The organism is uncultured Maribacter sp. (assembly GCF_947495965.1).
Lineage (GTDB): Bacteria > Bacteroidota > Bacteroidia > Flavobacteriales > Flavobacteriaceae > Maribacter_B.
This window is the reverse complement of record NZ_CANMBB010000001.1, coordinates 227,215-250,134: the sequence shown is the minus strand read 5'-3', so window position 1 is coordinate 250,134 and position 22,920 is coordinate 227,215. Positions and strand designations below refer to the sequence as shown.

Sequence of the window (22,920 nt, the reverse complement as noted above, 5' to 3'; positions counted from 1 at the left end):
AGTAATGATTCTAGAAATGAAAGTTCCTTCTCCGGGGGAGTCTATAACAGAGGTAGAAATAGCAGAATGGTTAGTAGAAGATGGTGATTATGTAGAAAAAGACCAAGCCATTGCTGAAGTAGATTCAGATAAAGCTACTTTAGAATTACCAGCAGAGCAGAGTGGTATTATTACACTAAAAGCTGAGGTTGGTGATGCTGTTGAGGTGGGTGCTGTAGTTTGTTTAATAGATACTAGTGCTGCAAAACCTGAAGGTGGTGAAGCAGTAGCGGAACAGAAGAAAGAAGAAGCGCCAAAAGAAGCTCCTAAAAAAGAAGAAGCACCTGTAGCAAAGGAAAGTTATGCAACAGGAAGTGCGTCTCCAGCGGCTAAGAAAATACTTAGTGAAAAAGGAGTTAGTGCTGCTTCTGTAAAAGGAACAGGAAAAGATGGTAGAGTAACTAAACAAGATGCGGTTAGTGCAGTTCCATCTATGGGAACTCCGTCTGGAGGTAGTAGAGGAGAGAGTAGGTCTAAGCTTTCTATGTTACGCCGTAAAGTTGCAGAACGTTTAGTTTCTGTTAAAAATGAAACGGCAATGTTAACTACTTTCAATGAGGTAGATATGGGGCCTATCTTTGCATTGAGAAAACAATATAAAGAAGATTTTAAAAATAAACATGGAGTAGGTTTAGGTTTTATGTCTTTCTTTACTTTAGCGGTAGTACGTGCATTAGAGATGTATCCTTCTGTTAATTCTATGATAGATGGTAAAGAGATGCTTTCTTATGATTTCTGTGATATTAGTATTGCTGTTTCTGGACCAAAAGGATTAATGGTTCCTGTAATTAGAAATGCTGAAAATTTAACTTTTAGAGGAGTAGAGGCAGAGGTTAAGAGATTAGCCATACGTGCAAGAGAAGGAGAAATTACTGTAGATGAAATGACTGGTGGTACCTTTACAATTACAAACGGAGGGGTGTTTGGTTCTATGTTATCTACACCAATTATTAATCCGCCACAAAGTGCTATTTTAGGAATGCATAATATTGTAGAAAGACCAGTTGTAAAAGACGGAGCAGTGGCAATTGCACCAATAATGTATGTGGCACTTTCTTATGATCACAGAATTATTGATGGCAAGGAATCTGTAGGTTTCCTAGTAGCAGTAAAAGAAGCATTAGAAAATCCAGAAGAAATACTAATGGATTCTAACGTTAAAAAAGCATTAGAAATGTAGTTTTTTAATCCTTATAACTTAAAAAAAAACCTAAAGATTATTTCTTTAGGTTTTTTTGTTTTAGGTAAACACATTTTTTGCTGTAATCTATTATAGCTTTTGCTTTTTTTAGTACATCTGCACCAATTATACCATCTACAGGTAAGCTATTGTGGGATGCTAAGGCGGTGTTCACGTGTTGTAAATCAAATAAAACAAGTTTCAGTTTTTTGGTTTTCCAACCCTGAATTGTTAAGTTGTTTTTTGTGGATATTAAGGTTTCCATCTCTGTGGCACCTGCTCCTGCAGCCTTTATTTTAGATTCTTCGGTAGTAAGGTTAAAAAAGGTAATTTTATCAAAACCTACACATGTGTTAGATGCTCCTGTGTCTAAGATAAAACGACCAGTAGCTCCATTTAATGAGGCTACTATTTCAAAATGATTTGTTGCTGTAAGTACTAGTGGTACTTTAATATAGTTTTTCTTATTTAAAAAACTTTTCAGAGATGCCATAGATTCTTTTTATAAAGATAACGCTATTTTTACAGGATGATTATAACAGATACACATACGCATTTATATAGTGAAGCTTTTGATGAGGATCGTAGAGAGGTTATTCAAAATGCTATAGATAATGGAATAGAAAGATTTTTTATCCCTGCAATAGATTCAACGTATACAGAACCTATGTTACAGCTAGAGAAATCTTTTCCAGATAATGTCTTTTTAATGTCTGGATTGCACCCTACACATGTTAAAGAAAATTTTAAAGAAGAATTGCAACATGTAGAAGAGCAATTGGAGAAAAGAAAATATTATGCGGTAGGTGAAATTGGTATTGATTTGTATTGGGATAAAACGTTTTTAAAAGAACAGCAAGAAGCTTTTAGAGAACAAATACAGTTAGCTAAAAAATATAAACTTCCAATTGTTATACATTGTAGAGATGCTTTTGATGAAGTTTTTGAGGTCTTAGAGCTAGAGAAAGGAGAGGATTTGTTTGGGATATTTCATTGTTTTACAGGAACATTAGAACAAGCTAAAAAAGCTATTTCATATAATATGAAACTGGGAATAGGAGGTGTGGTTACTTTTAAAAATGGAAAAATAGATACTTTTTTAAATAAGATAGATGTAAAGTGTATAGTATTAGAGACAGATGCTCCTTATTTGGCTCCTGTGCCCTATAGAGGTAAAAGAAACCAAAGTTTGTATGTTTTAAATGTATTAGAAAAAGTAGCAACTATATATGAAAAGACAAGAGAAGAAATTGCATTACAAACAACATTGAATTCTAAAGAAGTGTTTGGGGTGTAAATGTTTAGATTTAAAAAAGGATATACCATATATGAGTTTAAAAAATAACAAAAGTAAAATACTATTAATTTATACCGGTGGTACTATAGGTATGGTTAAAGATTATGAAACTGGAGCATTAAAGGCATTTAATTTTGATGAACTTTTAAGTAAAATACCAGAGCTTAATCAACTAGATTGTGCTATTAACACGATCTCTTTTGATAATCCAATAGACTCATCAAATATGAACATAGAGCATTGGGTAAGTATAGCGACAATAATAGAAGATAATTATAATACTCATGATGGATTTGTGGTGTTACATGGGAGTGATACTATGAGTTATACTTCTTCTGCATTGAGCTTTTTGTTAGAAAATTTAGCGAAACCAGTAATATTTACAGGGTCACAATTACCAATAGGAGATTTGAGAACCGATGCTAAAGAAAATTTAATTACTTCTATTCAGATTGCGGCATTAAAAGAAAAGGGGAAAGCTGTTGTGCAAGAAGTGGGATTGTATTTTGAATATAAATTATATAGGGCTAATTGTACTACAAAAATTAATGCAGAACATTTTGAGGCTTTTGCATCCTTAAATCATCCTCCGTTAGTTGAATCTGGAGTTCATTTAAAGATTTATGAGGAAAATTTGTTCAAACAAAAAGCTTCTAAAAAGTTTTTTGTGCATAAAAAAATGAATAATAATATTGCGGTATTAAAACTTTTTCCAGGTTTAAGCCCTCAAATTGTAAAATCTGTTTTGGAAACATCCGATTTAAGAGCAGTGATTTTAGAAACCTATGGCGCTGGAAATGTTTTTACAGAGGAATGGTTCTTAGAATTGTTAAAAAAAGCAAAAAAAAATAACATATTAATTATTAATATAACACAGTGTTCTGGAGGTAGTGTAATAATGGGGCAGTACGAAACGAGTAAAGCGTTAAGGGATATGCAAGTAATTAGTGGTAAGGATATTACAGCGGAAGCAGCTATAGCTAAGGTAATGTATATGTTAGGTAGTGGTGTGTCTTTAAAGTCCTTTAAAACAATTTTTGAAACATCCCTTAGAGGAGAAATGCGTTAAAAATAACTCAGAATATTTCTCTAACTAATATTTTTTTTGTTATTTGGCACACCTTTAAGGCTAATCTAGAGAGGTGGCCGAGTGGTCGAAGGCGCACGCCTGGAAAGTGTGTATACCCCAAAAGGGTATCGAGGGTTCGAATCCCTTCCTCTCTGCAGAATTTTTTAATTATAATATAATTTTTAATTATCTTTAACCCTATTAACTAACTAAATTTAAGTTTGAAAAAAATGAAAAGATTATTCTCTACCCTAGCAATGACTGGGTTATTTGTTTTAAGTGCAAATACAGTAAGTGCAAAAACATCAGCAGCAGTTGTAATATTACAAGGAGATGCTGAAGCAGCAAAAAGTTTTACACAAGTATTAAAAGAAATGTTTATCACGGGGGGCGCTGGCTTCATGGGGATAGTACTTTTGTGTTTAATATTAGGTTTAGCAGTTGCAATTGAAAGAATTATTTATTTAAACTTGGCGAGTACAAACTCTTCTAAGTTAAAGCAACAAGTAGAAGATGCTTTAGCTTCAGGTGGTGTTGAAGCTGCAAAGGAAGTTTGTAGAAATACAAAAGGACCTGTTGCTTCTATATATTACCAAGGTTTAGATAGAGCTGGTGAAAGTGTAGAATCTGCTGAGAAAGCTGTTGTAGCTTATGGTGGTGTACAAATGGGTCAGTTAGAAAAGAATGTTTCTTGGTTATCTTTATTTATCGCAATTGCTCCAATGCTTGGTTTCATGGGTACGGTAATTGGTATGATTCAAGCCTTCCAAAAGATTGCAGCTGTAGGTAATTTAAGTGCATCTCTTATTGCAGGAGATATTCAGGTAGCATTATTAACAACAGTATTTGGTCTTATTACGGCTATTATTCTACAAATCTTTTATAACTACATTATCGCTAAGATTGATAGTATAGTAAATGATATGGAAGATTCATCAATCTCTTTGATTGATATGTTGGTAGATCACAAAAAATAAGTCGGACTAAATTCAAATAATGTCATGCATAAAATATTAAAAATAGTATTGATCGTAGTAGGGCTTATTGGAGCTGTATTATGGTTTATGCTTCCAGAGAGTGAAGTACCTGTTGCTGAGGCAGTTGAAAATGGTGCAATGGGAGCAATGTTCTTAATTACATATTTATTACTAGGTGCAGCAGTTGTATTTAGTTTAGTATTTACTATTAAGAATTTATTATCAAACCCTCAAGGTATAAAGAAAGCTCTATTTGTAATAGGTGGATTTTTCTTAGTTGTAATTGTTTCTTACGTTTTAGCTAGCGGTACAGATGTAGATGATAAGGCTATGGCTATGAGCGATGAGAGTACTGTAAAGAAAATAGGAATGGGATTAAATATATTTTATATCCTTACTATAATCGCAGTAGGATCTTTGGTAATACCAGCGGTAAAAAAAATGTTTAGTAAATAAAAAAATAATAGAACAACTATGGCAAGAAGAGCGGGAGCACCAGAAGTAAGCGCCGGTTCTATGGCAGACATTGCATTCTTACTGTTAATCTTTTTCTTAGTAACTACTACTATTGAAACAGATGCAGGTTTGGATCGTATGTTACCGCCAATTGAGCCGCCAGAGACCGATGTTGTAATTAAGCAGAAAAATATCTTTCAGGTTAATTTAAACAAAGATGGTCAGTTATTAGCCGATGGAGAGCTAATACAATTAAATCAGTTAAGAGAAAAAGCAACAGCTTTTTTAGATAACGGAGGAGCAGTTTCAGGTTCACCTGATTATTGTAAGTATTGTAAAGGGAAAAGAGATGCAAGTTCATCAGATAGTCCTGCTAAAGCAATTATCTCTGTAAAAAGTGATAGAGAAACCAAATATGGTACGTATATAACAGTACAAAACGAATTGGTTGGAGCTTATAACGATTTAAGAAATAGAGAAGCACAGCGTTTGTATAAAAGAAATTTTACAGACATGGAGGCAGAATATCTTAATCCAGAAACGGATGCAAGTGTAAAGGAAGATTTAAAGAAGAGAGTTAAGAGAATACAAGAATTGTTTCCTCAAAAGCTTTCAGAAGCAGAAACTTCTTCTTCATCTAATTAATAAAAGTTAAAAAAACAGTATGTCAAAATTTGCAAAAAAGAAAGATGGTGAAGTGCCTGCGGTATCTACTGCATCCCTTCCAGATATTGTATTTATGCTTTTATTCTTCTTTATGACGGTTACCGTTATGAAAGATAGTTCTGTGAAAGTTGCTAATGAACTTCCACAAGCTAATGAGATTAAGAAATTGGAGAAAAAAGATAGGGTAATTACTATATATGTTGGTGCACCTACAAAGGAGTACACTAAGACATTTGGTACAGAACCTAAAATTCAATTGAATGATAAATTCGCTAATCCAAATGAAGTTGGAGACTATATATTAATGGAGCGTGCTAAGAAATCACAAGAGCTTCAGAATGTATTAACTACTTCTTTAAAAGTGGATAAGAATGCTAATATGGGTTTAATATCTGATATTAAACTAGAATTAAGAAAAGTAAATGCCCTTAAAGTAAATTATACTACTTACGAAGGAGACGCATTTAAAAATTAAATTAGTTAGTAAAATTTTTCAAACTTTTATAAGCGCTTCAAATTTTGTTTGAGGCGCTTTTTTATTTCTGTAACTTTACCTTATGGTACGGATTTTAATTTCTCTTGTATTTGTTTTTGCTTCTTTATTTGTAAATGCGCAAAAAGAGATAGATTCTACTTTTGTGGATTCTAATTTTTTAGAAGACCAATTTTACATTGGGGTTACCTATAACTTTTTAGTTAATAAGGATGATGCAATTAATCAAAGAAATTTATCCTACGGTTTGCAAGGTGGTTTTATAAAAGATATACCATTAAATAAATCTAGAAAGTTGGCTTTAGGTATAGGTCTAGGATATGCTTTAAATAATTACTATTCTAATCTTAGGGCCACGGAAACAGATTCTGGAATAGATTATTCTATATTAAATAATACTGGAGATTATAAACGTAATAAAATAGAATCTCATGTAATTGAAATGCCCTTAGAATTTCGTTGGAGAAATGCTACAGGAGCTGATTATAAGTTTTGGAGAATCTATGCTGGTATTAAACTAGGCTATGTGCTAAGTACAAGGTCTAAATATATTGGCAACATTGTTAGGTCTTCTTTTTATAATAATGACACTTCAAGTTTTCAGTATGGATTGTCTTTTAGTTTTGGGTATAATACCTTTAATATTCATATGCATTACTCGTTAAGTAATTTGTTTAATGATTCTACTGTTTTAAACGGCGAGACTATAACTATGAAACCATTGAGAGTGGGTTTAATTTTTTATATTTTGTAGTGAAGCGTAATATATAAGCATTCTGCTTAATTATTTTCTTTCGTGAACTATAATATCATTCTGGTAATGAAAAAATTTCACTGTGTCTCTTATAATGCCCTATAAACTGGTGTAAAATAGAGACGTTTTTGTCTTTTGTAGAATAGTAATTTAAATTACAGCCAAAATTTAATAGTAAGTAGTTGTGAAAATACACCTACAAAAAAGCCAATTAAAATTTCGGCTTTACTATGTGCTTTTAAATATAACCTTGAAGAAGCAACTAGACCGGTAGCAATTGTAAAAAAGCAAAGACCAAGAATTATGTTTATTTCAAAATGAACGCTTAGGCTAATTAAATACATTAATAAACTCCCCATGCTTATTAAATGCATGCTACTTTTAAAGTTAAAAAATAATAAAAGTAAAGAGCTAAAATAAGCACCTATAAGTCCTAAAAAGAAATAATATAACTCACTAGTGTAGTTGTATGGTATAACCTTATAGACTATGATGAATAATAATGTAATGTTTATGTATAGGGGGTATTTTCTTTCCTGTAAAGAAGGCATAAATATAGTATTTACTACGCCTATACTTTTTAGGATAAAATAAGATATAATAGGGATAACAATGGTTAAAATAAAAATTGGCAATATACTACTACTTTGTAGTTGTATTGGACTGTATTTAGGGGTTAATAAAAAATAAGAAAGCGTGCCAATTATAGGTGTAAATAATGGATGAAATATATAAGAAATTACTTCTTGAAAATTCTTCATTAAATCTTTTTACGTAATCTTGCTACAGGTATTCCTAGTTGTTCTCTGTATTTAGCAACAGTTCTTCTAGCAATAGGGTACCCTTTTTCTTTTAAAATTGCGGCTAACTTATCATCTGTTAAAGGTTTTTTCTTGACTTCTTCTTTAATAACAGTTTCTAAGATTTTTTTAATTTCTTTTGTAGATACATCTTCTCCTTGCTCATTTTTCATAGATTCAGAAAAGTATTCTTTTATCAATTTTGTGCCGTAAGGGGTATCAACATATTTGCTATTAGCAACTCTAGAAACAGTAGATACATCCATTTGAATTTCGTCGGCAATATCTTTTAATATCATGGGTCTTAAACTACGCTCATCTCCAGATAAAAAGTATTCTTTTTGATAATGCATAATGGCATTCATGGTAATAAACAAAGTTTGTTGTCTCTGTCTAATAGCATCAATAAACCATTTTGCTGCATCTAATTTTTGTTTAATAAATAGAACCGTATCTTTTTGTGATTTGGACTTTTCTTTAGAGTCTTTATAGCCTTGTAACATGTTGTTGTATTCTCTACTTACATGTAATTCAGGAGCATTTCTGCCATTTAAAGTTAATTCTAATTCGCCTTCTACAATTCTAATAGAAAAATCCGGCACTACATGTTCTACTAGTCTATTGTTTCCTGCAAAAGAACCTCCTGGTTTAGGATTTAGTTTCTCTATTTCAGAAATAGCGTCTTTTAGTTGCTCTTCTGTTATATTATGTTTTTGAATAAGTTTCTTATAGTGCTTCTTTGTAAATTGATCAAAGGATTTTTCAAGAATGGTTATTGCTAGTTCTGTGTTTAATGTAGCCTCTTTTCTTTTTAGTTGTATCACTAAGCATTCTTCTAAGGATCTAGCAGCAACACCTGGTGGGTCTAATTCTTGAACAATTTTAAATACTTTTTCAATTTTATCTTCATCCGTATATATATTCTGGGTAAAAGCTAAATCATCTAAAATATCGGCAACAGGTCTTCTTATATAACCACTTTCATCGACACTGCCCACTAAAAATTCGGCAATAGACCATTCTTCATCCGTTAAATTAACCGTGTTTAATTGGTTTATTAAATATTGATTAAAAGTGGTTCCAGCAGCATATGGAATACTTTTTTCATCCTCATCTGCACTATAGTTATTTGCTTTTGTGCGGTAATCAGGAGTCTCATCATCACTTAAGTAATCATCAATATTTATGTCTTCAGCAGTTATAGTTTCGCTATCTGTTTCTTCATAAATATCGTCATAATCTTCTTCATTATTTTCGGTATCTTCTTTACCTTTTTCTAATGCAGGGTTTTCTTCTAATTCTCTTTTTAGTCTTTGTTCAAAAGCTTGTGTGGGTAGTTGTATTAACTTCATCAGCTGTATTTGCTGTGGAGATAACTTTTGAGATAATTTAAACTGTAAATGTTGTTTAAGCATATATTTATCTTGTACTACCTACTAAATTAGTGAAATTGAATTAAAATTCAGCATTTTGTGGGGTTCTTGGAAAAGGAATTACATCTCTAATATTACCCATTCCTGTAGCAAAAAGAACTAAACGCTCAAAGCCTAATCCAAATCCGCTATGAACAGCACTTCCAAATTTTCTTAGATCTAAATACCACCAAAGTTCTTTTTCATCAATTCCTAAAGCAGCTATTTTTTCTTTTAAGACATCTAAACGCTCTTCTCTTTGTGAACCGCCAACTATTTCTCCAATCCCAGGGAAAAGAATGTCCATAGCTCTTACTGTTTTACCATCTTCATTTAAACGCATATAAAATGCCTTAATATCTGCAGGATAATCAAATAAAATTACAGGACATTTAAAGTGTTTTTCAACTAAATAACGTTCATGTTCACTTTGTAAATCTGCTCCCCAAGCATCTATTGGGTAGCTAAATTTTTTCTTTTTATTTGGTTTGCTATTTCTTAAAATGTCTATTGCTTCTGTATAGCTAACTCTTTTAAAATTGTTATCGGCTACAAATTTTAATTTTTCTATAAGAGGCATTTCACTACGTTCTGCTTGCGGCTTAGTTTTTTCCTCATCTAATAACCTCTTTTCTAAGAAGGCTAAATCTTCTGCGCAATTTTCTAATGTGTAGTTAATTACATCTTTAATAAAATCTTCTGCTAAATCCATATTAGCATCTAAATCATTAAAAGCAACTTCTGGTTCTATCATCCAAAATTCTGCTAAATGCCTAGATGTATTAGAGTTTTCTGCTCTAAAAGTAGGGCCAAAGGTGTAAACTTTTCCTAATGCCATTGCGTAAGCTTCGGCTTCTAGTTGTCCAGATACTGTTAGGTTGGTTTCCTTACCAAAGAAATCTTCTTTATGATTAATCTCTCCTTCTTCTGTTAAGGGCGGATTTTTTTGATCTAGTGTTGTTACTCTAAACATTTCTCCTGCGCCTTCTGCATCTGAACCAGTAATGATTGGTGCGTGAAAATAATTAAAATCGTTTTGTCTAAAATAATTATGAATTGCAAAAGATAATGCAGAACGCACACGCATTACAGCAGCAAAAGTATTGGTGCGAATACGTAAATGAGCTTTTTCTCTTAGAAACTCAAGAGAGTGTTTTTTTGGTTGTATAGGATATGTTTCTGGGTCTGCAATACCATGAACATATATGTTTTTAGTTTGTATTTCTACGCTCTGACCGCGACCTTGGCTTTCTACTAAAGTTCCAGTAATTTTTAGAGCAGCACCAGTTGCTATTTGCTTTAAAATGGATTCATCAAATTCTTCAAAGTCTACTACACATTGTATATTGTTAATAGTAGATCCATCATTTAAAGCAATAAAGCGATTACTTCTAAATGTTTTAACCCATCCATTAACAGTTACTTCTTGTAATAATAAGTTGCCAGATAAGAGTTCTTTTACGCTAGTAGATTTCATATTAAAATGCATCAAAATTTAAAAAGCCAAAGATATGCTTTTTAATAAAAATTTGATGTTTCTAACAGGTATAAATAGGATTAGTTTCTATCTTCTTCTTTAGGCAAAATGTCTATCTGCGGCTTTTTTAATACTTGTTTGTTTGCTATGCTTCTTTCTAAAGAAAGCAATAGGGAGGGTAATAGTATTAAATTGGCAAGCATTGCAAAAAGTAAAGTCGCAGAAACTAAAGCTCCTAGAGCTACCGTGCCACCAAAATTTGATATAATGAAAACCGAAAAACCAAAGAATAAAACAATAGAAGTGTAAAACATGCTAACTCCTGTTTCTTTTAAGGCAGCATATACAGATTTTTTTATTTTCCAGCGGTTTGCTATTAGTTCTTGCCTATATTTTGCTAAAAAGTGAATAGTATCATCTACCGATATTCCAAAAGCAATACTAAACACTAAAATTGTAGAAGGTTTTATGGGTACTCCGGCAAACCCCATAACACCAGCAGTTACAACTAGCGGTAAAAGATTGGGTATTAAAGAGATAACTATCATTCTAAAGGAGCGAAATAAGTACGCCATAAATAATGCAATTAATAAGATTGCAAGTGCCAGCGATAGGATTAAGTTTTTTACAAGATACTTAGTGCCTTTTAAAAAGATTAAAGCACTACCAGTCATGTATACTGTAAACCTTTCATTTGGGAATATTTTAGCAATATTTTCATTTAATCTTGCTTCAATTTCTTCCATTCTGCTAGTTTTTACATCTTTCATAAAAGTTGTAATCCTTGCAGTTTGCCCAGTGCTGTCTACAAAACTTTTTAGCATGTTGCCATTATCTGCAGATTTACGAGCAACATCCATGATAAAATTATTCTCTTGCGTAGTTGGCAATTGGTAGTATTTTGGAATACCATTATAAAATGCCTGTTTAGAGTATTTTACTAAGTTTACAACAGATACAGGTTTAGAGAGTTCTGGAATTTCTTCAATAACAGTACTTAACCTATCTATTCTTTTTAATGTTGCAGGTTTTAAAACACCTTTAGGACGTTTGGTATCTACAACAATTTCTACAGGCATTATACCATCAAACTCTTTTTCAAAGAAACGAATGTCTTTAAAAAATTGTTCCTTTTTTGGCATATCCTCGATTGGACTTCCAGAAATATCAATCTGGTAAATTCCTATAATACTAACTACTAATAAGACTATAGAAGTTATATAAACTGTAATTCTTTTGTGTCTAACAATACGTTCTGTCCAATTTACAAAAGCATCGATCCAACGTTTATTTAAATGTTTTAAATGTTTTGTTTTAGGTAAAGACATAAAACTATAAATAATAGGAATTATAAGTAATGATAAAATAAAAATTCCAATAATATTTATAGAAGCTACAATACCAAATTCTTTTAAAAGCTTACTATCTGTAATAATAAAAGTTGCAAATCCAGAAGCAGTGGTAATGTTTGTCATTAATGTAGCATTACCAATTTTAGAAATTACACGCTGCAAAGAAAGTGCTTGGTTACCATGTTTTTTTACTTCTTGTTGGTATTTGTTTATTAAGAAGATGCAATTTGGAATACCTATTACAATTATTAATGGCGGTATTAGAGCTGTAAGTACTGTAATCTCATACTGTAAAAGCCCTAAGATTCCAAAAGCCCACATAACACCTATTATAACCACACACATAGAGATAAATGTTGCTCTAACGCTCCTAAAAAAGAAAAAGAAAATTAAAGAGGTTACTCCTAAAGCAGCTAATATAAACTTCCCAATTTCATCAATAATGTTTTGAGAGTTCATGGTGCGTATATATGGCATCCCTGATATACGAACATCTAAACCTGTTTCTTCTTCAAAATTATCTATAAGATGTGTCATATCTTTTAAGATAAAATCTTTTCTTACCGAGGTGTTAACAATATCCTTGTCTAAATACATTACAGTACGTAGCGTACCGCTTTTTTTGTTGAATAATAAATTCTCGTAAAATGGTAAATTATTAAATAAATGATTTTTAATGCTATCTACTGCTGCTTGTGTTTTGGGAGCCTTTTTTAATAATGGCTCCATAACAAACTGCATTTTGGTGGTGTCTTTTTTTAGTTCTTGTAAGTTATCTGTAGATAAAACAAAATCTACTTCTGGAAAAGCCCCTAATTGTTTACTAAGTTTGTTCCAACGATTAAAATTGTCTGTAGTAAAGAAAGTACTGTCTTTTATTGCAAATACAACAGCATTACCTTCTTCGCCAAATTGTTTTAAAAAAGAATTGTATTCTAAATTAACAGGATGGTCATCTGGTAATAAATTTGCTTGGGAACTGGAAAAGCGCATATTTTTCCATTGCAAGCCCATAAAAACGGTGAAAGCTACTATTAGTAGTAAAATTAAAATTCTATTTCTAAGGATTATATTTGCAGTTTTAGCCCAAAATCCTTTTATAAGTTTAGCTACCATTAATTAACGCTTGTTTTTGTAAAAGCAATTGTAAAATTGCAAAGGCAAAGGTAAAAAATGATACCTTGTGTTCCTAAAATTACCTAGTTAGAATAGTCTTAAAAGTACAAAAGCGACCATTATAGTCGCTTTTGTAAGAAAAATTTGTAGATAGATTATACTTTCATGATTTCAGCTTCTTTTAATACAAGAAAAGCATCAATTTTTTTGGTGTATGTATCTGTTAATTCTTGTATATCTGCTTCTGTATTTTTCTTTACATCTTCAGAGGCATCTTCTAAGTTTTTTACTTCTTTATTGCCATCTTGTCTTGCAGAACGAATACTAACTTTCGCATCTTCAGCTTCGCCTTTTGCTTGTTTTGCTAAATCTCTTCTTCTTTCTTCAGTTAACGGTGGAACGTTAATGATAATACTTTCTCCATTATTCATAGGATTAAACCCCAGATTTGCAATCATAATTGCTTTTTCTATTTCTTGAAGCATATTTTTTTCCCATGGCTGTACAGTAAGAGTTCTTGCATCTGGAGTGTTTACATTTGCAACTTGAGATAATGGTGTTTGCGATCCATAATAATCTACCATTACACTAGATAACATTGCAGGAGTTGCTTTTCCAGCTCGGATTTTTAAAAATGCTTTTTCTAAATGTAATAAAGCAGATTCCATACTTTCTTTAGTAGTGTCTAGTATAAATTGTATTTCTTCGTTCATTAGTTAATTTTTAATATATCTAACATTAATAGAGTAAAGATTATAGATTTACTACCGTTCCTATATTTTCTCCATTTACAAGTTTTATTAAATTACCTTTTGTGTTCATATCAAAAACAACAATAGGTAATTCATTTTCTTGACTTAGAGTAAAAGCAGTAGTATCCATTACTTTTAGGCCTTTATTTAATACTTCCTTAAAAGAAATAGTGTCAAATTTTGTAGCAGTTTTATCTTTTTCAGGATCAGAGGTATAAATCCCATCTACACGAGTACCTTTTAAAATTACATCTGCTTCAATTTCAATTGCTCTAAGAACTGCAGCAGAATCTGTTGTAAAATAAGGATTTCCTGTTCCGCCACCAAAAATAACAACACGGCCTTTTTCTAAATGGCGCATTGCTTTTCTTCTAATAAAAGGCTCAGCAACTTCATTTATTTTAATGGCAGTTTGTAATCTAGTTTGTACATCTTTTAATTCTAATGCACTTTGTAAAGCTAGTCCATTTATTACAGTAGCTAACATACCCATATGGTCGCCTTGTACACGATCCATTCCTGTGGCAGCACCAGCTACTCCTCTAAATATATTACCGCCGCCAATTACTATAGCAACTTCAATACCTTTAGCTACAACTTCTTTAATTTCTTCGGCATACTCCGCTAATCTTATTGGATCTATACCGTATTGCTTTTCTCCCATTAGTGCTTCTCCACTAAGTTTTAAAAGTATTCTTTTGTATTGCATGTTGTATAATTAGTTGCCGCAAAAATAATCAAAAATATTTATCCTTATAGTATTGTTTTTGGGATATGATTGCCTTAATTATTTCTAAATTCATCTGGAATACTCTATTAAATTTTATATCCTTGCATTTAAGAAAATATATAGCCTTAAGGCTACTTTAATTTAAAATTAAAAAGCATAATGAGAAAAATAATTTTTGTAGTAATGTTGGGGATGTTGTTATATGGTTGTGGAGCAACAAAAAATGTAAGTACGGTTACGAATTCTAAGATAATAACGCATATAGATATTTTAAACGTCGTAGATGATAAAGTTTTAGTTACAATTAACCCTGGAGTAATAAATACAGATGAGACAACATTTTTAATTCCCAAAACAATTCCTGGTACGTATAGTATAGATGATTATGGTAAATATATTGATGGTTTTAAGGCGATAGATTATGAAGGGAATCAATTATCATTTACACATGACGATGTTAATTCTTGGGTAATATCTGATGCAAAAAAATTAGATAAAATCATGTATTATGTAAATGACACTTATGATACGGAAGCACAAGTGTCTGATGCCGTTTTTTCTCCAGCTGGAACAAATATTTTAAAAAATCAGAATTTTGTGCTTAATCTTCATGGTTTTGTTGGTTATTTTCAGAATTTTAAAGAGATGCCTTATGAATTGCATATAACAAAACCTAAATCTCTTTTTTCTACGACATCACTAAAGGTTAAGGGTAATGAAACTTTACAATTAGAGAAAGATGTTTTTACTGCAAATAGGTATTTTGATGTTATTGATAATCCAATATTATATGCTAAAGCAAATACAGAAAGTTTTCAGATTAATGATATTACGGTTACTTTAAGTGTATACTCTCCTAATAATGTGTATACTGCTGCTAGCTTAAAAGATCGTATGGAGAAAATGATGACCGCTCAAAAAGCATTTCTAGGAGATATAGATGGAACAAAAGAATATAACATTCTTTTGTATTTATCTAAAATGGATAATGCGGATGCAAGTGGTTTTGGTGCTTTAGAACACCATACTTCAACGGTGGTTGTTTTACCAGAAGCTATGCCTAGAGAAAGATTAGAACAGGCAATGGTAGATGTTGTTTCTCATGAGTTTTTTCATATAGTAACACCATTAAATGTACATTCTGAAGAAGTGCAGTATTTTGATTTTAATGATCCAAAAATGTCGCAGCATTTATGGATGTATGAGGGAACAACAGAATATTTTGCAAACCTATTTCAAATTCAACAAGGATTAATCTCTGAAGATGAGTTTTATAAAAGAATAATGGATAAAGTAGCTAACTCTAAAAGCTATGATGATGCTATGTCTTTTACTACAATGAGTAAAAATATACTAAAAGAACCTTATGAGAAAAACTATGCTAATGTATATGAAAAAGGAGCTTTAATAAATATGGCTCTAGATATTACATTACGTGAACTAAGTAATGGAGAAAAAGGAATTTTATGGCTAATGAAAGAACTTTCTAAAAAATATGATGTTTCTACCCCTTTTGAGGATGATAAATTAATTGCTGAAATTGTAAAGATGACGTATCCAGAATTACAAACATTTTTTGATACCCATGTTATAGGAAGTACACCAATAGATTATGCTACTTATTTTGCTAAAGTAGGCTTAGGGAAAATAACAGAGCAACAGCAAACTGGATATTTTTTAGCAGGAGAAATGCCGTTTATAGATGTAGATCAAGAAAATAATAATTCCGTTTTTGTAAGAGAAGGTATAGAATTAAGTTCTTTTTATACAGATTTAGGTATACAAGGAGGAGATGTTATAAAAAGTATTAATGGCACTCCAATTAGTTTAGCAGCGATAAGACCTATAATAGGAGAGAGCTTTGGTTGGACTCCAGAAACATTAATTAAGATGGTTGTGATTCGTAATGGGGAAGAAGTTGTTATTGAAGGAAAAGTTGGTAGTCCAATTTTAAATGTAACTAAACTATCTAGTTTAGATTCTGTGTCAGAAAAGAGTTTAAATCTTAGAGAGGCTTGGTTAAAAAATTAATTGTTTGCTAAAAATTAAATATGCTGCTTTATAAAGCAGCATATTTTTTTTGCATAAAAAAACCGTCTCTAGAGACGGTTTTAATAATTTATGTTCAGGAATTATTTATCCTAAAGCAACTCGCTTAAAGCTTGTTACAGATAAATCTCCAGCAGAAGCAACATATTTAGCAACGTTTATTTTCTCGTCCTTAATAAAGTTCTGATCTAATAAGCATTGTTCTTGGTCTAAAGTTGTATTATCTGCAATAAATCTTTGCATTTTACCAGGAAGAATTTTATCCCAGATTTTCTCTGGTTTTCCTTCTGCAGTAAGCTCTGCTTTTGCAGCTTCTTCAGCTTTAGCTAAAGCTTCATCAGTTAATTGCGCCATAGAAATATACTGAGGTACGTTTTTAAGAGTTTTACCTAAACGGCCTAACTCAATATTATCTTTTTCTATAACTGCAATTCTAGCTTCTGTTTCAGAAGCAATATATGCAGGGTCAAAATCTTTATAAGATAAAGTTGTTGCACCCATTGAAGCTACTTGCATAGCAACATCTTTAGCAACTACTTCATTCTTAGAAGTTAAACCAACTAAAGCTGCAATTTTGTTAATGTGAACGTAAGAACCAACATAAGGAGCTTCTAACTTCTCAAAAGAGTTGATTTCTAATTTTTCACCAATTACACCTGTTTGTTCAATTAATTTATCAGCAACTGTCATTCCTCCAAAATCAGATGCTAAAAAATCTTCTTTATTGTCAAAGTTTATTGCTTTTTCAGCAAGTTCATTTGCTAAAGAAAGAAAGTTTTCGTTTTTACCAACAAAGTCAGTTTCACAACCTAATACTATTGCAACACCAACAGTATTGTCTGCATTTACTTTAGAAACTGCAGCACCTTCAGAGGAATCTCTATCTGCTCTTTTAGCAGCAACTTTTTGTCCTTTTTTACGAAGAACTTCAATTGCTTTGTCAAAATCTCCTTCTGCTTCTACTAAGGCTTTTTTGCAGTCCATCATTCCTGCACCTGTAGCTTTTCTTAATTTATTTACTTCTGCGGCGGTAATTTTAGCCATTTTCTTTTATTTTTTTTGATTATGTAAAATAAGACACAATTATTGTATCCGGTTTTAGGGTAATGTTAAATTATAGATATTTTGATGTATCTATAAATTTATTCTACACCACCTTTTACGTTATCTTGCCATTCTTTAAGCTCGTCCCACTTACCATCGGCAGCCATTTGTGCTTGCTTTGGCCAAGAAGTTGGGTCTAAATGAGCCATTCTTGAGCTAGCTTCTGTTAAGATTGTTTTAATCTTTTCGGCATCACCTTTAGCTAAGTCAGCGAAAGTAACAAATCCGGCATTTACTAGAGCCTCTGCAGCTTTAGGTCCAATTCCTTCTACTTTTGTTAAATCGTCTGCTTTTGCAGGAGCAGCTTTAGCTTCGGGAGCTGCAGGTGCTTCAACCTTAGCTTCTTCTTTTTTAGGAGTTTCTGCTTTTGGAGCTGATTCTTTTTTAGGAGCATCTTTCTTTGGTGCTTCTTGCTTACTAGATTTACGTTCTGCTAATCCTTCTGCAATTGCAGCAGTAACTTGTTCCATAATAATGTCTATAGATTTAGATGCATCATCATTTGCAGGTACTACATAATCAATATCTCTTGGGTCACAGTTAGTATCTACCATAGCAAAAATTGGAATATTCAATTTTTGAGCCTCTTTAACAGCAATGTGTTCTCTCATAGTATCTACTATGAAAAGAGCACCAGGTAAACGAGTCATTTCAGAAATAGAACCTAAGTTCTTTTCTAATTTAGCTCTTAAACGATCTACTTGTAAACGTTCTTTTTTAGAAAGAGTCATGAAAGTACCGTCTTTCTTCATACGATCAATAGAAGCCATTTTTTTAACAGCTTTACGGATAGTAACAAAGTTGGTTAACATTCCACCAGGCCATCTTTCTGTAATATATGGCATGTTTACTTTAGATACTTTATCAGCAACTATGTCTTTCGCTTGTTTTTTTGTTGCAACAAATAAGATTTTTCTGCCAGATGCAGCTATTTTACGCAAAGCATCGTTGGTTTCGTCTAATTTTGCAACCGTTTTGTAAAGGTTAATTACGTGAATCCCATTACGCTCCATGTAGATGTAAGGAGCCATGTTTGGATTCCATTTTCTTGTAAGGTGTCCAAAGTGTACACCTGCTTCTAATAATTGTTTTACTTCGACTTTCGCCATTTTTGTTTTAGTTTACGTTCTTATGAATTAGCAATACTAGAGTGGTATGCATATGTATGCAAGCCTCTACTATTTAGATGCTAAACTAAATGGGCGATTTTAAAAACCTACCCTTACTTATTACTATTAGAAATGGTAATAAGATTTTTAAGTGTCTCTTTTTTGAGACTTTCAATGAACTAGTTATAAAATATAAAAAAGGGTATTCGAAAGAATACCCTGGTATTTCTGTATTAACGTTTAGAGAACTGGAATTTCTTACGAGCTTTCTTCTGACCAAATTTCTTACGTTCTACCATTCTTGGGTCTCTAGTTAAAAGACCTTCTGGTTTAAGAGATAATCTGTTTTCAGCGTCTACTTCGCACATAGCTCTAGATAAAGCTAAACGAATAGCTTCAGCTTGACCAGTGTTACCACCACCATAAACATTTGCTTTAACATCATAACTGTCAACAGTGTCCGTTAATGCAAAAGCTTGCTTAATTTTGTATTGTAAAGTTGCAGTTGGAAAATATTCTTTTAAATCTCTAGAGTTTATAGTAATATTTCCTGTTCCTTCAGAAAGATAAACACGAGCAACAGCTGTTTTTCTTCTACCAATTTTATGAATTATCTCCATTATTTAAATTCGTTTAAGTTAATAACAGTTGGTTTTTGTGCTTCTTGACCGTGGTTAGGACCTACATTAACTTTAAGGTTTCTAAATAGTTCAGCACCTAATCTAGTTTTTGGAAGCATTCCTTTTATAGCCTTTTCCACAATACGCTCAGGTGTCTTAGCTAACATATCTTTTACAGATGTGTGGCGTTGACCTCCTGGATATTCTGTATAACGGCTATAAGATTTAGTATCCCATTTGTTACCAGAAAGGGTAATTTTTTCTGCATTAATAATAACTACGTTATCTCCACAATCAACATGAGGAGTGTAATTTGTTTTATGCTTTCCTCTAAGTATTTTTGCTACTTTAGAAGCAAGTCGCCCTAACGTTTCTCCTTCAGCATCAACCAATACCCATTGCTTGTCTACGGTTGTTCTATTTGCTGAAACAGTCTTATAACTTAATGTATCCACTACTGCTATTTTTTTCTATTATACACTTCTTTCCCTTTAAGAGGGCTGCAAATGTACAACTATTAAGTTGAAATACAAATGGTTGTTTCTTATTATTTTTTATTTTTTTATTCCAGTTTGTGAATTTATTGATTTTCCTTTGTTTTATGTCTAGTTTGTTGTGGCTTTTATATAGTTCTGACAGTACAATATTGTTTGTTAGTTTACGTTTTGTTCTAATTACCAGTAAAATAAATAACCAAATACTAAACCAATGAAAAAATTAACATTTATTATAATTGCAATCGGAATTCTTTTTTCTTCTTGTTCCAAAGATGCACTATCTAACAAAGATTCTATTGTTGGAAAATGGGAACTTGTAGAATTTAATGTAGATGCAGAGGCTGCAGGTACATATATAAACTTAGCAGAAGATGCTTTAGAGAAACTTATAAAGGAAGATTGCGCTATCGTAACTTTTGAGTTTAAGGAAGATGCAACTTTAGTTAGTGAAAATGCAGTTAATTATCTTGAGATCAATGCGGGTGTTACAGGGTTAATAGTTGAATGCCCAAGTGCTAAGGATATAGAAACTACAGTATATACCTATAAAGATGGCGTTTTACAATTTAAAGATGAAAACGGAAAAGATATTAGTGCAAAAGCTTCCATAGAAGGAGATGTGATGACAGTAGATGCAGAAGGCTTGGATATACCTAATTTTAATACTAAAGGAGAGCTTATATTTAATAGAAAATAAGCAAGTTTATTTTAAAATATAAAAAAGCCGTTAAGTATTTTCTTAACGGCTTTTTTATGGTTACTTTTTTAAAAATTTTGTTTGTACATGCTCTTCATTGGAATGTATAGTAATCCTATATATGCCTGACGAAAGGGATGAAATAGGAATATTTATAGCGTTATTTTTTATTTCCCAGTTATGTTTTAATACGGTAGTGCCATAAGTATCTACTACTGTTATATTAGCGTTAGTTGCATTTTTTAGACCTAACACGTTTACTACATTTGTTGCAGGGTTGGGGAATACTTTTAAATTTTGTGTGTGTTTTTGTATCCTATGTTCAATAGTATTCTGTGCATTTGTATTAGAGTAAATGCATAAGAAAATAGTTGTTAGAATTAAGAATAGTCTCATTGTGTAAGTAATCGTAAAAGAAATTTAGAACCTTGAAGTTACAAATTCTGGATGTTTACATTAGCTATAGTTTATTTTTTTAAGTGAGATTTAACTTTTGTTATAAATAAAAGAGCCATATTATATTATAATATGGCTCTTTGTGCTTCTTAAAAATAAATCGAAGTTATTTACTTTTCGCAATTTTCATATGCTTTTATAAACTCTACTATGCTATTAGCATTATTCTCAAATTCTTTTTCTTTTACACGCTCTTTTAGTTCAGGACAGTCTTCTCCTAATAAGTTGCCAAGTTTTTTTCTAAATGCCATTAACCAACCAGAGCTTGAAGTAGAATACCCTTTTTTGTCAGTATTCTTTTTAATTATTAACTCTCTAGATTGGTATTCATAAAGATTAATTTTTTTAGATGCATAAATACGCTTTACATATTTGTAACTAGCTCTATCAAAAGAAGACATTGTTACTGCATCATCTGCTTCTTTAAATGGTAAAGTGTATCTTTTTTCTCCATTTCCTAAGACCAAAGTATTTACTTCGTGAGCGCCAAAATTTCTAAGTACAGGTTTCCCTTCTAAATCTTTTACATAGGTTTTTAAAATTCCAGCTAATTTGTCAATCTTTTTCATGTTAATATAGCCTGGTATGGTATCTCCTGAGTTAGTTATAACAAAAGAGAGAGAGTAGTCCGGGTCTGTTTTGGGGTCAAAAGGTTTGTCAGGGTCATTAGTATCTATAAATTGATTTGAAGATGCTCCGTAATAATCTGTTTTGTCTTCTGTTAAAATTTTAAGATGACGTGTATTGGTTTTGTTTATGGCAAATACATCTCTTAGTTCTATTGCTTTTTTGTCTAAAGACTTTCCGTCTGCTTTGTCGTAATCGTTTTCAATTATTTTTGCACCATAGGTAGCAGTTTCGTCTGGATTATCTAAATAATAATTTATCCAACCTATATTATAAAGCGAGGCGTATCGTAGTTTTTTAGATTTCCTATCCTTGCCTTCATATTTAGAGAGAATACTTTTATAGTATTCCAAGGCAGGCTTCACTTCTAATTTTAAATTATCTAGAGATTCATAGCTTTTCATTTTAGAAAAAGCCTCTTCTACTATTTTAAAATTAGTTTTATGGTCCTCGTACTCTGGGTGTTTTTTAGAGTCCAAAACCCATAAATTCTTTTTGGACTTTATTTCTTTATAACCAAAAAGACTTGATATTCTAGAGTTAACAGTGCTTATTACGTTTTTAATAAAGTTTATGCGTAGTGTTTTTATAGCGTTACTGTTTCTAAAAGCCCTAGCACTTTCATAATTATCAAATACTTTACTGCTTTTTGTTTTATTTCCATTAAATGTAAAAACTTCATTTATAGATTGGTCTGCAGAGGTAACTGTAACACTGCCTTCTGTTCTGTATTTAATGATTGTTTTATATTCTGTCCAGCGAGTAACTTTTCCATCTTTATCTGTTCTGCTCTTTGGTGTAGAATCTATATCATTGCTAATTAAAGTAACATCTATTAATTTGCTTTGAATGGCTATAAAAGCATCATTGTTTAATTTGGTGAAGCCAGATAATTTTATTTCACTTTCAAAGTATAATTCGGGCAAAGATTGTGTAAGTACTTCCGAGTTTAAAGATAGTACTGAAAAAGTGCGATTAGCATCATTTAAAACTGGTTTTTCGGGTAATCTTACGTAATTTATTTCAATTGGTTCTTTGTCTATATCTGTGCTTTGCGCTTGTGCAGAATAAAAAGATAAAAGGAATGTGAATGCTAAAAAAAAGGAACTTTTTTTCATAAAAACGTTGGTTAATGGTTACAATGTTGTAACGTAAATTTAACACTTTGCATTGCAAACCTTACTATTTTTC

The 22,920-nt window shown here is 31.7% G+C and carries 23 protein-coding genes and 1 tRNA gene; 11 read left to right on the top strand and 13 right to left on the bottom strand.

Going from position 1 to position 22,920, the window contains the following annotated elements:
- The first annotated feature begins 4 nt into the window (after positions 1 to 4).
- Entirely contained in the window at positions 5 to 1,219 is a 1,215-nt protein-coding gene (gene odhB, locus Q0820_RS01120) for a 2-oxoglutarate dehydrogenase complex dihydrolipoyllysine-residue succinyltransferase (protein WP_298484361.1), read from the top strand.
- Positions 1,220 to 1,256: 37 nt separating this feature from the next.
- Here odhB and Q0820_RS01115 read toward each other — a convergent pair whose 3' ends face one another.
- Positions 1,257 to 1,712, bottom strand: coding sequence for a retropepsin-like aspartic protease (locus Q0820_RS01115; protein ID WP_298484360.1), 456 nt, complete (start codon positions 1,710 to 1,712; stop codon positions 1,257 to 1,259).
- Positions 1,713 to 1,748: 36 nt separating this feature from the next.
- On the opposite strand from Q0820_RS01115, the gene Q0820_RS01110 reads away from it, so the two are divergent.
- The 8 genes from Q0820_RS01110 to Q0820_RS01075 all read left to right on the top strand — a co-directional run bounded on the left by Q0820_RS01110 (position 1,749) and on the right by Q0820_RS01075 (position 6,931).
- The gene (locus Q0820_RS01110) at positions 1,749 to 2,516 is read left to right on the top strand and encodes a TatD family hydrolase (RefSeq protein WP_298484359.1); all 768 of its coding nucleotides are present in this window, start codon (positions 1,749 to 1,751) and stop codon (positions 2,514 to 2,516) included.
- A 31-nt stretch (positions 2,517 to 2,547) separates the two neighbouring features.
- The gene (locus tag Q0820_RS01105; protein ID WP_298484358.1) at positions 2,548 to 3,585 is read left to right on the top strand and encodes an asparaginase; all 1,038 of its coding nucleotides are present in this window, start codon (positions 2,548 to 2,550) and stop codon (positions 3,583 to 3,585) included.
- Between the two features lie 67 nt (positions 3,586 to 3,652).
- Positions 3,653 to 3,740 (top strand) — tRNA-Ser (locus Q0820_RS01100).
- Between the two features lie 75 nt (positions 3,741 to 3,815).
- Positions 3,816 to 4,562: a MotA/TolQ/ExbB proton channel family protein gene (locus Q0820_RS01095; RefSeq protein ID WP_121063147.1), complete on the top strand. Its 747-nt coding sequence runs from the start codon at positions 3,816 to 3,818 to the stop codon at positions 4,560 to 4,562.
- Positions 4,563 to 4,586: 24 nt separating this feature from the next.
- Positions 4,587 to 5,018: a hypothetical protein gene (locus Q0820_RS01090; RefSeq protein WP_298484357.1), complete on the top strand. Its 432-nt coding sequence runs from the start codon at positions 4,587 to 4,589 to the stop codon at positions 5,016 to 5,018.
- Positions 5,019 to 5,036: 18 nt separating this feature from the next.
- The gene (locus tag Q0820_RS01085; protein WP_298484356.1) at positions 5,037 to 5,663 is read left to right on the top strand and encodes a biopolymer transporter ExbD; all 627 of its coding nucleotides are present in this window, start codon (positions 5,037 to 5,039) and stop codon (positions 5,661 to 5,663) included.
- A 19-nt stretch (positions 5,664 to 5,682) separates the two neighbouring features.
- Positions 5,683 to 6,159 (top strand): biopolymer transporter ExbD, encoded by a 477-nt coding sequence (locus Q0820_RS01080; protein WP_121063141.1) that lies wholly within the window; start codon positions 5,683 to 5,685, stop codon positions 6,157 to 6,159.
- 82 nt (positions 6,160 to 6,241) lie between these two features.
- Positions 6,242 to 6,931: a porin family protein gene (locus Q0820_RS01075; protein ID WP_298484355.1), complete on the top strand. Its 690-nt coding sequence runs from the start codon at positions 6,242 to 6,244 to the stop codon at positions 6,929 to 6,931.
- A gap of 155 nt (positions 6,932 to 7,086) precedes the next feature.
- On the opposite strand, the gene Q0820_RS01070 is transcribed toward Q0820_RS01075, so the two are convergent.
- The 6 genes from Q0820_RS01070 to pyrH all read right to left on the bottom strand — a co-directional run bounded on the left by Q0820_RS01070 (position 7,087) and on the right by pyrH (position 14,549).
- A complete protein-coding gene (locus Q0820_RS01070) occupies positions 7,087 to 7,692 on the bottom strand; it encodes a hypothetical protein (protein ID WP_298484354.1) in 606 nt (201 codons plus the stop codon).
- Positions 7,692 to 9,146, bottom strand: coding sequence for an RNA polymerase factor sigma-54 (gene rpoN / locus Q0820_RS01065; protein ID WP_298484353.1), 1,455 nt, complete (start codon positions 9,144 to 9,146; stop codon positions 7,692 to 7,694). The genes Q0820_RS01070 and rpoN overlap by 1 nt, the downstream gene beginning before the upstream one ends.
- A gap of 40 nt (positions 9,147 to 9,186) precedes the next feature.
- Positions 9,187 to 10,620: an asparagine--tRNA ligase gene (gene asnS / locus Q0820_RS01060; protein WP_298484352.1), complete on the bottom strand. Its 1,434-nt coding sequence runs from the start codon at positions 10,618 to 10,620 to the stop codon at positions 9,187 to 9,189.
- Between the two features lie 80 nt (positions 10,621 to 10,700).
- Positions 10,701 to 13,088, bottom strand: coding sequence for an MMPL family transporter (locus Q0820_RS01055; RefSeq protein ID WP_298484351.1), 2,388 nt, complete (start codon positions 13,086 to 13,088; stop codon positions 10,701 to 10,703).
- A 155-nt stretch (positions 13,089 to 13,243) separates the two neighbouring features.
- Positions 13,244 to 13,801: a ribosome recycling factor gene (gene frr, locus Q0820_RS01050; protein ID WP_298484350.1), complete on the bottom strand. Its 558-nt coding sequence runs from the start codon at positions 13,799 to 13,801 to the stop codon at positions 13,244 to 13,246.
- A 40-nt stretch (positions 13,802 to 13,841) separates the two neighbouring features.
- Positions 13,842 to 14,549 carry a UMP kinase gene (gene pyrH / locus Q0820_RS01045; RefSeq protein ID WP_298484349.1) on the bottom strand — a complete coding sequence of 236 codons (708 nt, stop codon included), beginning with the start codon at positions 14,547 to 14,549 and terminating at the stop codon, positions 13,842 to 13,844.
- A gap of 180 nt (positions 14,550 to 14,729) precedes the next feature.
- Between pyrH and Q0820_RS01040 the strand changes: the two genes are divergently transcribed.
- Complete coding sequence (locus tag Q0820_RS01040; protein WP_298484348.1) at positions 14,730 to 16,601, top strand: peptidase M61; 1,872 nt, start codon at positions 14,730 to 14,732, stop codon at positions 16,599 to 16,601.
- 105 nt (positions 16,602 to 16,706) lie between these two features.
- Here Q0820_RS01040 and tsf read toward each other — a convergent pair whose 3' ends face one another.
- The 4 genes from tsf to rplM all read right to left on the bottom strand — a co-directional run bounded on the left by tsf (position 16,707) and on the right by rplM (position 19,907).
- Complete coding sequence (gene tsf, locus Q0820_RS01035) at positions 16,707 to 17,663, bottom strand: translation elongation factor Ts (protein ID WP_298484347.1); 957 nt, start codon at positions 17,661 to 17,663, stop codon at positions 16,707 to 16,709.
- A 98-nt stretch (positions 17,664 to 17,761) separates the two neighbouring features.
- Complete coding sequence (gene rpsB, locus Q0820_RS01030) at positions 17,762 to 18,832, bottom strand: 30S ribosomal protein S2 (protein WP_298484346.1); 1,071 nt, start codon at positions 18,830 to 18,832, stop codon at positions 17,762 to 17,764.
- A gap of 233 nt (positions 18,833 to 19,065) precedes the next feature.
- Positions 19,066 to 19,452 carry a 30S ribosomal protein S9 gene (gene rpsI / locus Q0820_RS01025; RefSeq protein ID WP_121063121.1) on the bottom strand — a complete coding sequence of 129 codons (387 nt, stop codon included), beginning with the start codon at positions 19,450 to 19,452 and terminating at the stop codon, positions 19,066 to 19,068.
- Entirely contained in the window at positions 19,452 to 19,907 is a 456-nt protein-coding gene (rplM, locus tag Q0820_RS01020; RefSeq protein WP_298484345.1) for a 50S ribosomal protein L13, read from the bottom strand. Before rplM ends, rpsI begins: the two co-directional genes overlap by 1 nt.
- Positions 19,908 to 20,160: 253 nt before the next feature.
- Here rplM and Q0820_RS01015 point away from each other — a divergent pair, with 253 nt between their 5' ends.
- Entirely contained in the window at positions 20,161 to 20,646 is a 486-nt protein-coding gene (locus Q0820_RS01015; RefSeq protein ID WP_298484344.1) for a hypothetical protein, read from the top strand.
- 60 nt (positions 20,647 to 20,706) lie between these two features.
- On the opposite strand, the gene Q0820_RS01010 is transcribed toward Q0820_RS01015, so the two are convergent.
- Positions 20,707 to 21,042, bottom strand: a complete 336-nt coding sequence (locus tag Q0820_RS01010; RefSeq protein WP_298484343.1) for a T9SS type A sorting domain-containing protein — start codon at positions 21,040 to 21,042, stop codon at positions 20,707 to 20,709.
- 170 nt (positions 21,043 to 21,212) lie between these two features.
- A complete protein-coding gene (locus tag Q0820_RS01005) occupies positions 21,213 to 22,847 on the bottom strand; it encodes a hypothetical protein (protein WP_298484342.1) in 1,635 nt (544 codons plus the stop codon).
- Positions 22,848 to 22,920: the final 73 nt, after the last annotated feature.

Excerpts from the sequence above, each read along its gene's own strand:
- odhB (WP_298484361.1), top strand. The coding sequence starts at position 5 with ATGATTCTAGAAATGAAAGTTCCTTCTCCGGGGGAGTCTATAACAGAG.
- Q0820_RS01115 (WP_298484360.1), bottom strand. The coding sequence starts at position 1,712 with ATGGCATCTCTGAAAAGTTTTTTAAATAAGAAAAACTATATTAAAGTA.
- Q0820_RS01110 (WP_298484359.1), top strand. The coding sequence starts at position 1,749 with ATGATTATAACAGATACACATACGCATTTATATAGTGAAGCTTTTGAT.
- Q0820_RS01105 (WP_298484358.1), top strand. The coding sequence starts at position 2,548 with ATGAGTTTAAAAAATAACAAAAGTAAAATACTATTAATTTATACCGGT.
- Q0820_RS01095 (WP_121063147.1), top strand. The coding sequence starts at position 3,816 with ATGAAAAGATTATTCTCTACCCTAGCAATGACTGGGTTATTTGTTTTA.
- Q0820_RS01090 (WP_298484357.1), top strand. The coding sequence starts at position 4,587 with ATGCATAAAATATTAAAAATAGTATTGATCGTAGTAGGGCTTATTGGA.
- Q0820_RS01085 (WP_298484356.1), top strand. The coding sequence starts at position 5,037 with ATGGCAAGAAGAGCGGGAGCACCAGAAGTAAGCGCCGGTTCTATGGCA.
- Q0820_RS01080 (WP_121063141.1), top strand. The coding sequence starts at position 5,683 with ATGTCAAAATTTGCAAAAAAGAAAGATGGTGAAGTGCCTGCGGTATCT.
- Q0820_RS01075 (WP_298484355.1), top strand. The coding sequence starts at position 6,242 with ATGGTACGGATTTTAATTTCTCTTGTATTTGTTTTTGCTTCTTTATTT.
- Q0820_RS01070 (WP_298484354.1), bottom strand. The coding sequence starts at position 7,692 with ATGAAGAATTTTCAAGAAGTAATTTCTTATATATTTCATCCATTATTT.
- rpoN (WP_298484353.1), bottom strand. The coding sequence starts at position 9,146 with ATGCTTAAACAACATTTACAGTTTAAATTATCTCAAAAGTTATCTCCA.
- asnS (WP_298484352.1), bottom strand. The coding sequence starts at position 10,620 with ATGAAATCTACTAGCGTAAAAGAACTCTTATCTGGCAACTTATTATTA.
- Q0820_RS01055 (WP_298484351.1), bottom strand. The coding sequence starts at position 13,088 with ATGGTAGCTAAACTTATAAAAGGATTTTGGGCTAAAACTGCAAATATA.
- frr (WP_298484350.1), bottom strand. The coding sequence starts at position 13,801 with ATGAACGAAGAAATACAATTTATACTAGACACTACTAAAGAAAGTATG.
- pyrH (WP_298484349.1), bottom strand. The coding sequence starts at position 14,549 with ATGCAATACAAAAGAATACTTTTAAAACTTAGTGGAGAAGCACTAATG.
- Q0820_RS01040 (WP_298484348.1), top strand. The coding sequence starts at position 14,730 with ATGAGAAAAATAATTTTTGTAGTAATGTTGGGGATGTTGTTATATGGT.
- tsf (WP_298484347.1), bottom strand. The coding sequence starts at position 17,663 with ATGGCTAAAATTACCGCCGCAGAAGTAAATAAATTAAGAAAAGCTACA.
- rpsB (WP_298484346.1), bottom strand. The coding sequence starts at position 18,832 with ATGGCGAAAGTCGAAGTAAAACAATTATTAGAAGCAGGTGTACACTTT.
- rpsI (WP_121063121.1), bottom strand. The coding sequence starts at position 19,452 with ATGGAGATAATTCATAAAATTGGTAGAAGAAAAACAGCTGTTGCTCGT.
- Q0820_RS01015 (WP_298484344.1), top strand. The coding sequence starts at position 20,161 with ATGAAAAAATTAACATTTATTATAATTGCAATCGGAATTCTTTTTTCT.
- Q0820_RS01010 (WP_298484343.1), bottom strand. The coding sequence starts at position 21,042 with ATGAGACTATTCTTAATTCTAACAACTATTTTCTTATGCATTTACTCT.
- Q0820_RS01005 (WP_298484342.1), bottom strand. The coding sequence starts at position 22,847 with ATGAAAAAAAGTTCCTTTTTTTTAGCATTCACATTCCTTTTATCTTTT.